This window comes from Brenneria uluponensis, from assembly GCF_032395385.1.
GTDB classification, from domain to species: Bacteria; Pseudomonadota; Gammaproteobacteria; order Enterobacterales; family Enterobacteriaceae; genus Prodigiosinella; species Prodigiosinella aquatilis.
This window is the reverse complement of sequence record NZ_CP135917.1, coordinates 1,696,269-1,711,348: the sequence shown is the minus strand read 5'-3', so window position 1 is coordinate 1,711,348 and position 15,080 is coordinate 1,696,269. Positions and strand designations below refer to the sequence as shown.

The following is a 15,080-nucleotide window of genomic DNA, read 5'->3' as shown; positions in this document are numbered from 1 at the left end:
TGTATTAAATAAAAGCCACCACGCTCACTCGTCCTATTTATCCGTATTTACCGCTGGGGGAGTGGGTCTGCATGTCGCTATTTTAATTCTTATATCTTTGCAATTAATTCAATACGGACTACCATGAAAACCAAAAGTAATATCATGGTGCAATTAACATGACAGCAATGATTAAATCCCAGTTGAAAGACTTTCTTTCTCAGCATATTCACGATGTTGACATTCAGGATGACGACAACATTTTTACCCAAGGCTGGGTTAACTCCATATTTGCTTTGCAATTGGTCAACTTTGTCGAAAAAAATTTCGCTATTACCGTGCAAAATCAGGAGCTGGATATAGAAAATTTCAACACGATAAACCATCTGTTTCGCTATATTAGTCATAAGCTGGCTTAAGCAGTTGCATATTCTCGAAGACTTTGCATGGTCGCCCCGGCTGGCCATTTTCCCCTTGAACACCAGGTTGGCCACCGATGCCCCCGGGCAATCCTCCTTTTCCACCTGAACCACCTTTTCCCGCCCGGCCTGGCTTTTGTCGTGATGACAGCACAGTAAAACAGCTATTTTCAGCATAGCGCCAGCAGGTAATGTAGATATTGCGGCCATCGCCAACATTACCGCCGTTGCCGCCATTCCCCCCGTTTCCTCCGACCGCGCCCAACCCCACCGTACCGGCAGGGCAAAACCGGGATCGTGCACCACCGCTTCCTCCATCACCACCATCACCGCCGTCGCCGCCTTCAGCACCGTCACTACCGTTTCCTCCATAGTTGCTTAATGCCACTCTGGCGTGGAGATAACCAACCTTCAGTACCATATAAAAGGCATCTTCACCGCGTGAGCCGTTGCCGCCATGTTTGCCAGGAAAACCGGGGGAACCCTGGCCGCCCATCGACGCCGGCATAGCGCAGCACATATTGCCATCCTGAGCCGGTTGCCCAGGCTGACCATCCTGTCCGTGGGCCCCAGCCTCTCCCGGCTTTGCTGGCTTCCCGTCTTCCCCCAGGCTCTGGATCATCACCGGCTCTACATTGGCCAAATCTGCCTCAGTGACAACATTGCTAATCTCGCCTGCAAACTGGATCAGTTCACGCACGTAAATCGACGTGTCGGCTAAACAGTTAATCACCGCCCCTGACTCAAGAAACAGTTGATCGAAAAACAGTACAACGGGTTCACCGTCATACTGAGCTTTGGTGATCAGTGGGTGGTCTTTGCGCACGATTAGCTGTTGCCCAGAAAAAATGGCCAAGTGACAGGGATAATGCACCAGATCGATAATTTGCTGGTAGCTGGCAACATGCTGGCTATTACCAAATATAAAGGCCGAATGAGCCTGGCAAATAGCATGTTTTTGCGCCGTAGTTAACGCTGTGGTCGCAGCAAAGTTGTTACAGCCTGAGTCCCATGGAAGCGGGGTTACCACATGATCCACCAGCCTCTCCTGCTGATAGATATCATCACTAATGCCACCAAGAGACTTTTGCAATGCTACATTTTCCACCAGAAAGTAAGTCGCCTTAATCCAGCTGGGGAAACGGACATCCCTGGACAACCAGGTTACATCGTCATTTTCACCAGTATCCACTCTGGCGGTTGGAAAAGCTGCTGACGACCAGCGCAACACCCCAAAATAGTGTCGGCAAAAATCATCAAAGCTGGGTAAGCCCGGAAAATGATCCAGTAAATTAGCGTCTCTCGTCTTCAACATCATGATTTGTCTATTCCTGTGGTAGCCATTTACTGATGGAAGGCTGTCTCCGATTGTCGGGTCCGGAGATAACCTCAAAGTTCAGTGTATAAACAACGCATTGAGTATCTACCACCAGACGCGCACCGTTAACACCGGTGGTACGGCTGATAAAGCTGCCGTCTGGTTGATAAATATCCAGCCAGTAATCGGTAACCGATGCACCGTCACCGACGTACAACAAGAGATAAATACAGCCGTTCGGGGCCACCGCAATATCCTGGTATGTCGCTCCGCTGGTTGCCTGCAAAGGTAAATAAGCAGAATCATTGAATATGGGGGCGGGATTAAGGTAGCGATCGAAGGCCTGAACCCGTTTACTGCCATTCTCCAACACCAGAATAAACCCGGCGGGGGTGACGGCCGTCGCTACCGGGCCACTTAATAATCCGGGCTGTGTCCCTGGCCCGCTGAGAACTTGTGCCTGGGGCGCCTCTTGCTCGCTGACGGGTTGCTCTGCCAGAAGCACCCGCTCCAGTTTGGCGTTAGCCCAGCTAACCGCTATCGCAAAACCATCGGGATGAAGCGAGAACCCTGTCAGATTGCTTTCCTCAAATTGCGCAACCGCCAGATGCGTATTCAGATCAAAATTACCAGCTTGCGAGAGATCGACCTGACGTAAATAGCTACCGTTGCGTGGATCCAGATAAAAACTGCTCGGCCCAGAAATAGAGGGGGAATCTGCATAAACTAACGCTGGTCTTTGCACAAACCCGCAGTTGACCATTTTCAAACCGGCCTGCGCTTGGGCAACACCGATATTCTGGATGTAATAAGGATTACTCAACACGCCTCCGCTATTGCAATCCTTAACCCCTTGCTCCGTGGTGCGCCAGGTATAGCCAAGGCTGGATTGTGCCTGCTGCAACGTGATATCAATCAATTGCGACAACGGGGAATTGGCAGTTAAATTGGCCAGGGTTGCCGTGGGTGCGGCCCCATTTTGCCAGCTAAATTCACCCTCACTACAGACTAGTTTGCATTTGTGATCATAGCGAGTTGTCGTACTGATGCCAGCTTGCGTATCAAGGATCGGCAAGGACCACGCTGCCTGCCTTGCCGCGGTGTTCAGTTGTCCACTAATGATGCCGGTGGATACTGGATTCCCCGTGCTGTCGTTTACCTTCACCAGGCCGCTAATCTGGCTTTTATTGATGACGCTACCGAAGGTCAACGTTACCGGTCTGGCCAGATCGGTAACAGGAATATCAGCCTGTCGTTGCTGGCTATAACCGCCGCAATAGACCACCTCGGCGTTCATCTTGTCGGCCTGTAGCAACCACTGGCCATATTCAGCATCAGGTTGAATAGTCACCAGTAAATCCACCAGCGTGCTGGGTGAAAGTGAAAGGGAAAACTGCGGAGGTAAGGCCAACAGACGGCTGGTAGTGGCAATGGCATAGCCCCCGCCAGGATTATGAAGATCGTCCAGCAGGGATAATAGCGTCTGCGCTGGCCAGCCCAAATAGGCAGCGGAATTCTCCACCGTCGTATCGCCAAACTTTTTATTAATCTCTTCTCTCAGCGCAGCCAACGGATCCCCCAGGAACAGCTCGCTGGTATTGTCCGATAGCCACTGCAATACACGGGTAACCGAAGGGAAATCCGTCGTTGAAAGCAACCCCTGACCGGCATTTAGCACGTCAGCCAGAATTGATTGATTACTCAACAATTGTTGAAACCAGCTTGGTAAATCCACGCCACCGGTCTTGGCCCGGCTTAACACCAATGGCACAGCGTAATCATAAATAAACGAAGCGAATGCGCCGGCGCTATCCTGGATATTTTGCCAGCTGCCGTTGCCAATGCCACCAAAGGAGAGCCGGATGGTATCCGCATTGGCGGGCAATACGACGTTAAACGTTTGCGCGGCTGGCGAAACCTCAATCCCGGCGACTGCGGTATTGGGCAACAGTAAGCCGAGGTATTTAATGGTTGTCGTTTCAAAAGCCGAAGTGACGCCGGCAGGTAATCGGGACTGCCAGCCTGCGGGCACCACACTGCTCCCGCCGCTAAGAAATTCGATATATACACCCAGGTGCCTGGCAATCTGGTTGGTTAATGAAAGCGAAAATGCGTTGCCGTTACCGTTGAATTTTATACTCGGGAACATCACACCGCCCTGGGGGGTTAACGTTGTGAGCTCCCAGTCGGGAATCGATGAAGGCCCAGGCGTTGGGCCAGGCAAACGGCCTTGTTGCACTGTCCATACCCAGTTTTTCAGATCGGGCGAATCCATCGCCTGATTCAGGATCGGTTGCATAAACGCCGGGATGGCCGCGCAGGTTTGCGGCGAGAGATCCAGGCGGTAAAGAGACGGTTGCGCTGCCAGCTCTCGGGTGTAGGCCCAGCCGCTGGTATTGGCGGGCGCGCCTTGTTGCTCAATCAGCTGTAGAAAAGATTGCAGTCCAGCACTGTTCTTGATAATGCCGGAGATGACGGTTTGGATATTGGGAGCCAGCATCAACAACTCGGGAAAAGATGATGCAACGGCGCCAGGTACTTGAGACGGAGGTAAAACGGCCATGATGCACTCCTCAAGTGAGAACCAGAAAAGATTGGCTGGCAGATACCAGCCAATCGAATCTTCCAGCGTTACGCGGTAGGTTTACCTGGAGTTGACGGGATCCAGGTGCTGATACCGGGTTCCGTTCGTTGGTTTGGCCCAAGGAACAAGTCATAGTTCAGCGTAAACAGGGTGCGCCATTGGTCCACTGTCAATCGCGCCGCATTGACCCCTTGCTGCGGTTCTGTCAACAGAACCGATCCATCCGGGTTGTAGATATCCAGCATAAAGACCGGTGTACTGTTACCTACTTCCATCAATACGTACACATAACCTTTGTTTTCAACAGCCAGATCCAGATAACGGACATTCTGTTTCCCCATATCGCGCAGCGGCATCAGGGCCACCAACTGTGTTACCTGTAAGTCTCCATTGAGCGGTTTAACGACCTGGAAATTCATGGCGTTCATGGTGTCGTTAATTTCCCAACGTAATCCTCGCGCATTAATGGTGACGCTCAAACTGAAAGCCCGGAATACGTAAAGATGATCGATGTCGAGATCGTCAGGCATCACACGGACATCAAACTCCGCCCCGGAATCGGTATCGGTAACCAGCCACAGTTTGTCTGTTTCCGTCACGACGACTGTGAAGTTTGGCTGCGAATCTGCACCGGATGAATAGCCGTTATTGACAAAATCTGCGCTTAACGCGCTGTCAACCTGGCCATTATTCAATGCGCCAACAGAGCTCATCTCACCGGAAAAACAAGGCGCACGGGCCGGAATAACATGGTGCTGGAACAGCTGCACCATATCGGTTTGCGGGGTATTGTCATCCAGCTGTGGAATAAAGCTGGTGCTCATTGGCCAGGTGGTCTGGCCGACAGTAAAGCAAGGTACGGCGTTACCCTTGATGTCAAAAGCCTGGATACGTTTATTGCCCTCTTCCAACACCAGAATTCGCCCAGTAGAGGTGATGGTTAACGCAACCGGCTGGTGCAACAAGCCTTCACGCAGGCCTTCGCCAGAAAGCGGCATCGCCACTGGTGCCAGATCGTTGTCCACCGCCTCCCCTGGCAGACGCAGCGTCAACAGCTTGTGATTATCATAATCGGCACCCACCACATAACCTTCCGGGTGTACCGCCAGCCCCTTGATGGTGACATCCTGGAATGATCCCCAGCTTTTGGTTTGGTCGTAGTTGAAAGTGGTTTGTCCCGGTGCGAACTGGACACCACGCAAATAATAGAGCGGGTTTGTCTGGGTGTAGGTTCTCGAGTCCAGATAGAAATTATCCAATTTCGGCACCGGATAAGAGAACACGCTGATAACGCTGGCCCATTCACCATCGATCACCACGCGTTCAGTAGCCAACTCGTATACCGGAGTTTGACCACTGACGCCTATCGTCCAATCCTGATTCGCCGTTACAACGGTGACGGTAGCCCCTTCCGGCAAAGGCAGACTAAAAGCGGCAAACTCTTTGCTGACCCCGGCAGGCACCGGCCCGCCCTGGTTAAGCTCGGCGGAGTAGGTTTGGTAGTCCAACTCAAACAGCGAGGTGAGCCCGAACTGGTCATAAGCAATAAAGGTGGGTGAAGAGAAGCCGCGGCTAGGCTCAATGATTGCATCCTGCGGGCTGGCCAAGGTAGAAATGCTCTGGAAGGTGTACATCTGGCCGTTGCTGACCGTATTGTCGTAATCCAGAGGCATATTTTGGCCCGAAGCGCGCCAGGCATAACCCAGTTGATACTCTTTGTTGTTGATGGTGATATTCATGCGGTCGCACATACGATGCCCGTCTGAGCCGCAATCATTCGGCACGGCCGGTAGGCCTGGGGCCGGATGGGTGGTATTTTGCACCGCCAGTTCATACAGCGTTTGCCCGTCTCCGCTGTAAATCTGCTTCTTGACCACGCTGTAAGCGATCCCTGCCCCCTGATCATTCAGTGTCCAGGCGCTACCGGCGGTAATAATAGTGATTTGGCAGGATGCCGATAGATCATTACCGTTGGCGGCAAACGCGTCGCGAATGGCTTGATCCGGGTTGCCGCCCTTATCAAAGTCGGGGATCAGTGCCGCATCGGCAGTGAACTGGGTAACTTCCCAGTAGTGCTTACGGGCATCGGTATAGGCCAACGCCTGTTTCTGGCTGTAGGCGGTGTCGGCTGTCAATGGCACAAGATTCTCCACGATCGCCCCGGTTACCGACTGTTTGGCATTGACATCCGGATCGGCGTTGATCCAGCCACTGTTGTAGACGCCCGCCAACCAGTCATTGTTGGAGTAAATACTGGCCACCACCTCAATCTTGCCGCCAGCAGGAATGCCCGCAAACGTCACCTGAATGGGCTGATCGTGCTTACCGGGCATCGGGCCGGCCTTGGTATAGGTTGTACCGCCATCCTGCCCGTTACCTTTCGGGTATTTCACCTGGATCACATAATGGTCACTCACCATTGGCCAAATCGGTGCCTGCTGTTCGGTACCGTGCTGTGGGTCCGGCTTAACGGTCACAGCCAGGTCCATAGTGTGCAGGACTTGCAGATCATAGGTTGCCGGCGACAGTACGCACTCCACCGTCGTGGCGGTTATTGCCGCCAGATCGGCCGCGATGCTGGCCACCTTCAGCGCCCAACCCGCGATCGGGATTTGTCCAAGCGCTTCTTCCGTGGTGATCTCAGCAACGGTTTCCGCAATGATAATCGCGATGGCTTCTTTATAGACCTGCTCCACGATTTTTTGGGCCACCACGCCAAAAATAATGCCGCTGGCGATGTTAGACAGTTTCGCCAGAATATATTTGCCCATGTTGGTTTTATACTCTAATCCCCCCAGGATCGCCGCTACCGAGCCACCAAAGCCGCAGATGATATAAAAGGCGATTTTGGCATCCCCTTTCAGGCCGCTAATAAACGGGTTAACGACATAGACGGTGAGCAGCATGCTTAACACCGAAATCCCGTAGTTAACGACCCCGGTTCCCAATACGCCAATGATATCAACGTCGGAATCCCAGTCTTTAAAACCGTTAGCCGCCCCCAGGCCACCCAGCAGGACGCGAGCAGAACTGGCTTCTTCTGGCCACAGGAACTCAACATCAGTCTTGCCGGTCAATGGTGGAACCGGCACACCAAATACGGCATTGCCCGAACTGAGCCAGTCGAGATAGTTTTTGGTCGGGCTGGCTTCAAAGGCGGCTTGCAAAAACTCCGGCAGCCCATCCTGCCAACCAGAAATATCCACCCGTTTAATCGGCGTACCGTCCTGTTTTAAAAACTCCACATAACAACTCAGGTAGCGGCTTGGCCAGTTCTTGACCGGGAATGTTAACTTTCTGCTCGACGCGTCGTAGCTCATATCCTGATCGTACAGATACAGGCCATAGCTGGAGGTGGTGTTCTTGATACCGAACCCTTTGGCGCTGTCGGTCTGTTCAACCGCCGCAAACGACAGTGGCTTATCCTGCGCGGAGGCCGTTGCCTGACCGACCGCTTTGGCAACCAGAGTCTGGTTGGGCGGCACGTCGGTATGGGATTTTTCAGTCACACCGTTCTGGCTGGTCCACAGTTGGCCGTTCAGGGTATCGTCTTGTTTGGTCAGCAGCAGGACTTTCTGCACCGCTGGCGTAGCGGCACCGATGACCCCGGCATCATTCGCGGTTCCTGTATCATCCGTCAGTTCATAATTCGGAATACCAGGTGTGCCAGTGTCCGGGTTCACCGGCCAGTCGGTTTTACCACCATCCTTATATTGCAGATCCATATTGGCCGGAATCGGTTCCCACTGCTGCGTGTCTGGATTGGTCCACATAATCCAGCCTTTCTTATACCAACAGCTATCCGAGCCAGGAGGATTATGTTCGATGTAAGTAATCAGTTCCTGAAAGTCTTGGGTATTATTTACATAATTATCAAATACATATTTACTGACAGCCGGGTTTACCGAACCCAGCTCCGGGTGCTGTAAAATAATTGCCCGCGCGGTTTCATAAGGGGGCTTGATGGTGTTGGCACTACTGAGCAGTTCCTCATGATCGGCTTGACTCACCGTCGCCAGATTCATGCCGTAATAGCTGAAAAGTGGGTGCTGGTGTAGTGCAGTCTTTTTCGCTTTGGGATGCAGAGAGCTCTTATGGGCCTTTTTAGGAATATGGATAAACGCCATGGCAATTTCCGGCAATGGGTGATCATCCAGAGACTCATAAACAATCCGCCGTAAAGATGCCTGGTGCTTCGGCATTGGTACATCTTCAATAAAATGAGTGATCAGATGCTGGTGGCTTTTAGGGATCATCGCCAGGGCTTTGTTAATTTTCCTGTGCTCTTCAAATTTCTGAGGGTGATCTGCATAGGACTTCACTTCATGGTTCTTGCCATCTCCGCCGATGATGGTGAATTTCTTACCCTGCGGACAATGGCTCAAATCAAAATGCAGTAACGTACTTTCATTGACTCTCATAGCGGTATCCTTTGTTGATAACTCGGGGTGACACAGGCCGTGCTTTAACAGACAACAGCAAATATCGGGCAACGGGAAACGTTGCCCAACGGAGAGATCATTCAAGGGTTACAGGACTGGACGGCGGTTTTTGCGGGCAATAATAGGTACCGTCGGCAGAAGGTACGCAGAAAGGCGCTTTTGGCATTTCCTGAGCCCTCATCCAGGTAATAAACGGGGTTCCGGCCGCATTATTTACATCGGCGCGGGCGCTGTTTGGACAAACCGTTGAAGCCTGCAACATATTTTTGCCAAGCACCGTGACATCACACAGTAGGTTCTCAAACTCCTGTTGCCCCTGGGCAGAGAGCCGGACGACACGCATCATCTGTCCATACACGCTCAGGTTGCCGGTGGTGGTGTCGGAGATCAGCGTAAACTTGATGTAATTAATCACCGCGTTAAACGGGTTATCGGCATCATTGTCCAGCAACCAGCCGCCGCTGGTATTGATGCTAAACAGTGCGCGTGAGCTGAGCGGCAGAGAATTGACATTAAACACCGAGAGCAAGTTAGGTATTGCGGTTCTTGCCGTCAGCGCCAGCTCGCACATTTTATTGAGCCCGCGCCATAGGTTGTAAGAGATATCGACATCGGTAACCAGCCAGTCGGTGGCCTCCTGACAGGCGGCGACCTGAGCGCTGCTGCTCAACGTAACATGACCGTTTTGTTTGAACGCGGCGATGACGTCAGGCGTGACGGTGCCGGTTTTTAATTGAGATTCAAGGTATAGCGGAATAAAAAACTGCGGTGCTGCCGTGTCACTGGTACCTGATGCCACCCCAAGAGCGGGCTGATACTGTTCGGAATCGCAACTGTGGAAGACGACATAGTTGGTTTTACCGTCGGTAATGATCCAATAAGGGCCGTATTGTTGGATGGTAACCAGTGCGTTATCGCTGATAGTAATGCCCTGTTGCCTGAAACCGGCCTGAAGCTGCTTGCTAATTTTCCCCTGTTGGATGTAAGGCAGGATCTCGGTTGCCAATTCAACGCTGTTAACCGCCGCTTGTATTTCACCTAACAATCCCGGCGAGCACAACGTATCAAACAGCCAAACGCCCCAGGTCACGCTGGCATTGGCAGGATTGGCCACCGACACCGCCGCATCAGTAAAAATGGCATCGGCAAGTTTGCTGTCTGAAAAATTTGCGCCCTGTAAGTTGGCTCGGGTCAGGCTGACTGCTCCGCCAGTGGCCGCTACCGTCAATTCAGCTCCTTGAAACTGGGCCCCGGTCAAGGTGGCATAGTCAAAGTTGACGCCGTAAAGCTGCGCCTGCTTCAGGTTGATACCGCCCATATTGGCATTATCAAATTGCGCCCCCTCCAGAATGGCGTTGCCATCCAGTTTGGCACTGCCATAAATCTGTGCGCCGGGAGCTCTGACATTAAACAGATTGGCAGAGGTCAAAGTGACATCTTTCATAAAGGCATTCGCCAGAATGGCGGCAACGACGGTTTGATAAACAGCCAGACTGACCCCCGATCCCGATCCCTCTTTTCGTACAGTGTAGTTTTCGCTGTTGGTCTGCACTGTCCACACGCGATCGGCAGCATACGGCGATGTGGTAATTACAATGTTCCCCGTAAGCGGGTAGCCGTTTTGAGTGAAGATACTTTGGACGGTTGCGACATCGTCGTTGATCAGAGCGGTTTCAAACGTACTCACGTTAGTGCTCCCGGTAACCCGGAAGCGCAAGCTGATTGAGCCCATCCGTGCGCCGGTCATATCGGCACCGGTCATGGTTGCATTGCTAAAGTTGGTGCCCACCATGGAAACATTGCCGGTAACGGACGTGCCACTCAGGTTGCAGTACGACATTTCGGCATAGTCGAGGATCGTTTTATCCATCCGGCAGCCGGTCAAATCAGCATGGTTAAATACCATACCGGTAAAATTGCAGTTTCTCAGGTCGTTATAACGCAGTTGGCAAAGGGTAAAACAGGTTTTGTTGTCGAACGTCATTTCCGTCAGGTCGATACTGCCGCCAAAACCGCCTCCAGTGCTGGGGTTGCTCATCTTCACCCCGGTCAGATTGGTACCGGTAAAGTTGGGTTTGGTCAGGCTAGCGTCTGTCATATCGACATTGCTCATGTTGGCACCGGTAAAGTTCACCTCCAGCAATTGTGCCGAGTTGAGCCTGGTGCCGGTAAAATCGGCATTGGTCAGTGTGGCGCTCGTCAAATCAGTGGCAAAACCGGACATATTGGCATTGGTGACGATGGCGTTGGTAAAGTTGCTGGAGGTCATTGGCACGCCGGACAAATTCGCACCGGACAAATTAGCCTGAGTAAAATTGACCTGGATAAGTTCGGTGGCGCTGCTGAGATCTTCTCCTGCCAGATAAACCCAGGTCAGATCCGGCTGTGGTGATGAGAATCCGAAATTCAGAAATTGCTCCATGCCGACGGTGACAATATTCTGCACCAAGAGCGCAGAATCCGGAGCCGTCCCCGTTTTGGCCAATCTCACCAAACTGGTGCCGCTCACATTCCACCAAAACTGGTCAGGCCCTTTTCCGTCAATGCCCAGATCGACAATATTGCAGTTTTGCCCTTCTTTTATCACCAATGCAAAATTGCTAATTGCATCATCTCTATTCCAATTTGCTTTATATGCACTACCGTCATAGGAAACATACTTCCCATTTGGCGCCTGTAAAATAAACTGTTCTTCCGTACCATAGGCATTCCATTTTTGCGCGCCACCTTCGGTTGTACCCGACATGGTGAGCTGCTGGGAAGTGCTATCCAACGTCAGATAATGGTTGTTTTGCTGAAATGACCACTTGCCGATAAAGTTCATTGTCTATTCCACCAGTTATTTCACCAACATTGCTATTACAGGTGGTCTACTATCAGACAATGACTTATTTCACCTGCGTGTTTGGTCGATAAATAAAAAACGGGCTGTATTCCGCTATTAAATGCAAATTAATACCCGATGAACTTTCAGCGCAGGCAATATTCTGCAATTTGAAAGATAGCGGATATACACCGTCAGTCATGCCGGTGAAAATAAATAACGGCACACAGCCAGACATCTAATAAGGCAATTAACTGACGGTTAGCATGAATTGAAAGTCAGTTGTTTCTGCCGGCGAACATGAGAAAGAACCGCTGTCACCGCCGTTGCCAGCGTTGCCTGTTTTACCCAAGGCTCCCTGCCCACCATCTGGCGCATAGGTTTTTCCGTCACCGTTCAGCCCCCCCTTGCCACCGGTTCCCCCTATGCCAATCTGCCCCGCATTGCCAGGAGATCCCCCCTGGTTGCTGGAACTACTGATGGGATTAGCGATTCTGTTGCTATAAGTCGCATCAATATTTCCACCGCGACCCCCATTGCCTCCGTTGCCCGCATCGCCGCCGGCCCCGCCATTACCACCGATGCCTCCGGTCGTATTGCCGTACTCTTTAAGGCAAATTTCGGGTTGGGAGCCCCCTCTACCGCCAGCAGAACCTTTGCCGCCAGTTCCTCCGTTGGCACCATTACCCCCGTTGCCGCCATCCGTCTGGATACTCAATGTGCCGCTGAATTGAACACATTTGAGTGTCAATGAAGGTGGTGGTTGTCCTGGTCCCCCACTACCCGCGGGCGGGGCCGCATAACCAGTGTTGCCGGCACTGCCGTTGCTAGCCGATAGAATGCAAGTTTTCGGCTTGTGGTCTCCGCCACCTTGCTGACCGTCCTTGCCATCGCCAGAAGGGCCAAGCGGTTCAGCATCTTTTCCGTTCCCTTGATTGATGCCAGCGTTGCCGGAAGTACCATTCAATATGATGTTGTAAAAAGTCATAGGTTATCCTCAACTACTGGCAATAGCTTTACCGTTAACATACACCTGACCATTAGCGCCGTTGGTGGACGGAGCGCCTGATGGTCCGGTCTGGCCGGTACCCCCAGTGGTAATTCCCTTACCCCCCGGACCGCCCGGCCCACCGGTGCCGCTGGTACCACCGGAACCTGCGGTCACGGTTGCGGTAATTGATGGAGGAGGAACGCCTGGATCGTTTTGGTAGGTGATGTAAATGTCGTTGGCATTGCCGCCACTCCCACCAACCCCCCGGTTCCCCGGTGCCCCTGGGCCGCCTTTACCTTGTTCCCTGCACCACAGTGGCTAGAACCGCTGCCGCCCGCGCCGCCCTCTTGCCCTGGCCCACCTTGCCCGCCCTGGCTGGCATTGCCGCCATTTCCGCCTTGCGTGACGAATGTGTAGGTTCCGGTCATATTGGTATTGGTCCATTTGATAATATTGGCACTGCCGCCATTACCGCCATTGCTGCCAGTTATCCCGGTCAAACCGATGATGCCATCTGTGCCGTTGGTCGCCTCGGTTCCACAACTTTTGCCGCTGTCCGATGCCGCTTTACCAGATGCAGCGACAGAAGGGTTTACCGAGCCTTGTGGTGGCGGCTGCGTGGTATTATTCGCACCGTCTTTGCCGATATTGCTTACACCTGCCATGGGGTATTCTCCTCAATTATTAATTTGGGTTATAGTGACCAGGGTGTTATTCAAAAATCATGCTTTGGACGGTCCAGGAAGCATCCACCTCATAGCTGATTGACCCGCCTTGCTCTACGGTAACCGTACCGAATGTCGCAACGGCCTTGCTGCCATCAACAGTCAATACCTCCCCCGATTTTACGGTTAGATTTTCCGCTGCATAAGTCGCCAACGTCATCGGGAAGAAGTGCTGGTGAATAATATCCTTATAGCTCGCGACCTTAGCTGAATCACCATAAATATAGGTCTTAAAGGCCTTTACAATATTTTCATTTTCTTCAACGGAAAGCTTGTCTGGGGCATGCCCATTTTTACTTTTCTTCCATGCAGGCAGGTCTTCATGTAAGTGTGCCTGCATCACACCTTTTGCATAATCGTCATCCGAGTTTCCTGCTAATGCTTTCAGCTCATCTAGCGTATGGATTGCTATTTTGTTTGCCGGAATAAGAGAGCCTACACCAGGTCTATCACTCAAATAGTTTTTGGGGCCAGTAGTCACAACATTGGCAATGACCTTTGTCTGGGGAATGCCATGCTTTTCCAGGCTGTCCAAAAAACGCTGTTTCAATTCTGGGGTTAGTTTATTCTTCACTGACATGTGTTTATCTCCACTTAGGGTTTTAACGATAACATCACCATTTAAGCCAACAGCACGCTATGAAACCTTCATATATTCAGGCCACGGCATCCTTGCCGATGGCTTATTTGATATCGCCCAGCTCTGGTGTATTGACTTTGATGAATGCAGGGAAGACCGATAGTTGTTCTAGATTATGTTCAAACAACGTGTACCCATTACGTTCATATAACACGTTGAATCCATTGAATTTATAAGTGATATACATCAGGCGATTGTACGGGTTGGCAACAAACTCGGCGCGCAAGCTGACGCCAGCTTTTTTCGCCATCTTCATGATAATGCCCAGCAAAACATTACCAATCCCCCGACTGACCACTCGGCAGGACATCAGAAACAGATTGAGCTGCCAGAAATCACGGTTTTTCTCAAGCAACGCAAGGCCGATTGTTCCGTAGCTGCCAAAATCGTCAGACAGCGTCGCCAACAGCAACAGGTGGTTGTCAGACTTGCAGAATGCCTGTAATTGCGACTGGCTATAGGTATAACCCGTGGTATTGAGCTGATGCGTGCGCTGTGTTAATTCCTCTGCGCGGATCAAATCCTGCGCGGTAGCATGAGTGACCGTAACGGACATATTCAGCGACGCTAAAAATGCTTCGTTCGGGCCATCAAATCTCTCCTCTGCTAACGTTCGACGCTGCTCAGATTGATAGTAATGGCGACGCAGCGCACTTTCCGTCGTAATACATTCGGGATTAACACAAGGTAGCTGTAATAACGTTGGCAATGATTGACTATTAATCAGCAAGACCTCAGGCAACCCATAGCCAACTTCCCGCAACTCAAATTCCTGATCGTCAATAAAAGCAAAGGCATCAAGATTAATGTTGATGGCAAGAGCAATTTTCTGGATGGATTCCGATTTAGGCTGCCAGGAAATTTGGGGGTAAAGGAAATAATCCCAAAGACCCAACGCTTGCAACCGATGCTGTACGCTGTCGTAATCATTTTTACTGGCTATCGATTGCAGAATGCCCCGGCTATCCAACTGCCTGATAATGTTCCTCACGTCATCAGTCACGTGCAAATAGTCGCCCTCCAATAGCGTGCCTTGCCACAAGGTATTATCAAGATCCCACACCACACATTTTACCCGTCTGTTGTTTTTCCTTTGGGACAAACTGGCCGGTAAGCATGCCGCAGTAGCAGATGGAAAGGTGTCGTTCCGATGAGATT

Annotated in this window: 10 protein-coding genes; 1 reads left to right on the top strand and 9 read right to left on the bottom strand. The window is 51.6% G+C overall.

All coding sequences use genetic code 11. The features are described from left to right. Positions 1-158: 158 nt before the first annotated feature. Entirely contained in the window at positions 159-398 is a 240-nt protein-coding gene (locus RS889_RS07960) for an acyl carrier protein (protein ID WP_021016615.1), read from the top strand. Here the strand turns inward: RS889_RS07960 and RS889_RS07955 are convergent. From RS889_RS07955 to RS889_RS07915, 9 genes are all read right to left on the bottom strand, one after another. Then, positions 379-1,716: a collagen-like triple helix repeat-containing protein gene (locus tag RS889_RS07955; RefSeq protein WP_315710134.1), complete on the bottom strand. Its 1,338-nt coding sequence runs from the start codon at positions 1,714-1,716 to the stop codon at positions 379-381. The genes RS889_RS07960 and RS889_RS07955 overlap by 20 nt on opposite strands. 7 nt (positions 1,717-1,723) lie before the next feature. Continuing rightward, a complete protein-coding gene (locus tag RS889_RS07950; protein ID WP_315710133.1) occupies positions 1,724-4,279 on the bottom strand; it encodes an NHL repeat-containing protein in 2,556 nt (851 codons plus the stop codon). Positions 4,280-4,347: 68 nt separating this feature from the next. Next, positions 4,348-8,721 carry an NHL repeat-containing protein gene (locus RS889_RS07945; protein ID WP_315710131.1) on the bottom strand — a complete coding sequence of 1,458 codons (4,374 nt, stop codon included), beginning with the start codon at positions 8,719-8,721 and terminating at the stop codon, positions 4,348-4,350. A gap of 97 nt (positions 8,722-8,818) precedes the next feature. Beyond that, on the bottom strand, positions 8,819-11,566 hold the full coding sequence (locus RS889_RS07940; protein WP_315710130.1) for a pentapeptide repeat-containing protein: 2,748 nt from the start codon (positions 11,564-11,566) through the stop codon (positions 8,819-8,821). Between the two features lie 250 nt (positions 11,567-11,816). Further along, positions 11,817-12,554, bottom strand: coding sequence for a hypothetical protein (locus RS889_RS07935; protein ID WP_315710129.1), 738 nt, complete (start codon positions 12,552-12,554; stop codon positions 11,817-11,819). 9 nt (positions 12,555-12,563) lie between these two features. Next, positions 12,564-12,731: a hypothetical protein gene (locus RS889_RS07930; RefSeq protein ID WP_315710128.1), complete on the bottom strand. Its 168-nt coding sequence runs from the start codon at positions 12,729-12,731 to the stop codon at positions 12,564-12,566. Then, positions 12,728-13,222, bottom strand: a complete 495-nt coding sequence (locus tag RS889_RS07925; protein ID WP_315710127.1) for a hypothetical protein — start codon at positions 13,220-13,222, stop codon at positions 12,728-12,730. Before RS889_RS07925 ends, RS889_RS07930 begins: the two co-directional genes overlap by 4 nt. Before the next feature lie 46 nt (positions 13,223-13,268). Further along, complete coding sequence (locus tag RS889_RS07920) at positions 13,269-13,862, bottom strand: hypothetical protein (protein WP_315710125.1); 594 nt, start codon at positions 13,860-13,862, stop codon at positions 13,269-13,271. A gap of 103 nt (positions 13,863-13,965) precedes the next feature. Continuing rightward, positions 13,966-14,988: an HAD-IIIC family phosphatase gene (locus RS889_RS07915; protein WP_315710124.1), complete on the bottom strand. Its 1,023-nt coding sequence runs from the start codon at positions 14,986-14,988 to the stop codon at positions 13,966-13,968. Positions 14,989-15,080 lie beyond the last annotated feature (92 nt).

What these genes read in the sequence shown, in the direction of transcription:
- RS889_RS07960 (WP_021016615.1), top strand. Translation starts at nt 159, where the DNA reads ATGACAGCAATGATTAAATCCCAGTTGAAAGACTTTCTTTCTCAGCAT.
- RS889_RS07955 (WP_315710134.1), bottom strand. Translation starts at nt 1,716, where the DNA reads ATGATGTTGAAGACGAGAGACGCTAATTTACTGGATCATTTTCCGGGC.
- RS889_RS07950 (WP_315710133.1), bottom strand. Translation starts at nt 4,279, where the DNA reads ATGGCCGTTTTACCTCCGTCTCAAGTACCTGGCGCCGTTGCATCATCT.
- RS889_RS07945 (WP_315710131.1), bottom strand. Translation starts at nt 8,721, where the DNA reads ATGAGAGTCAATGAAAGTACGTTACTGCATTTTGATTTGAGCCATTGT.
- RS889_RS07940 (WP_315710130.1), bottom strand. Translation starts at nt 11,566, where the DNA reads ATGAACTTTATCGGCAAGTGGTCATTTCAGCAAAACAACCATTATCTG.
- RS889_RS07935 (WP_315710129.1), bottom strand. Translation starts at nt 12,554, where the DNA reads ATGACTTTTTACAACATCATATTGAATGGTACTTCCGGCAACGCTGGC.
- RS889_RS07925 (WP_315710127.1), bottom strand. Translation starts at nt 13,222, where the DNA reads ATGGCAGGTGTAAGCAATATCGGCAAAGACGGTGCGAATAATACCACG.
- RS889_RS07920 (WP_315710125.1), bottom strand. Translation starts at nt 13,862, where the DNA reads ATGTCAGTGAAGAATAAACTAACCCCAGAATTGAAACAGCGTTTTTTG.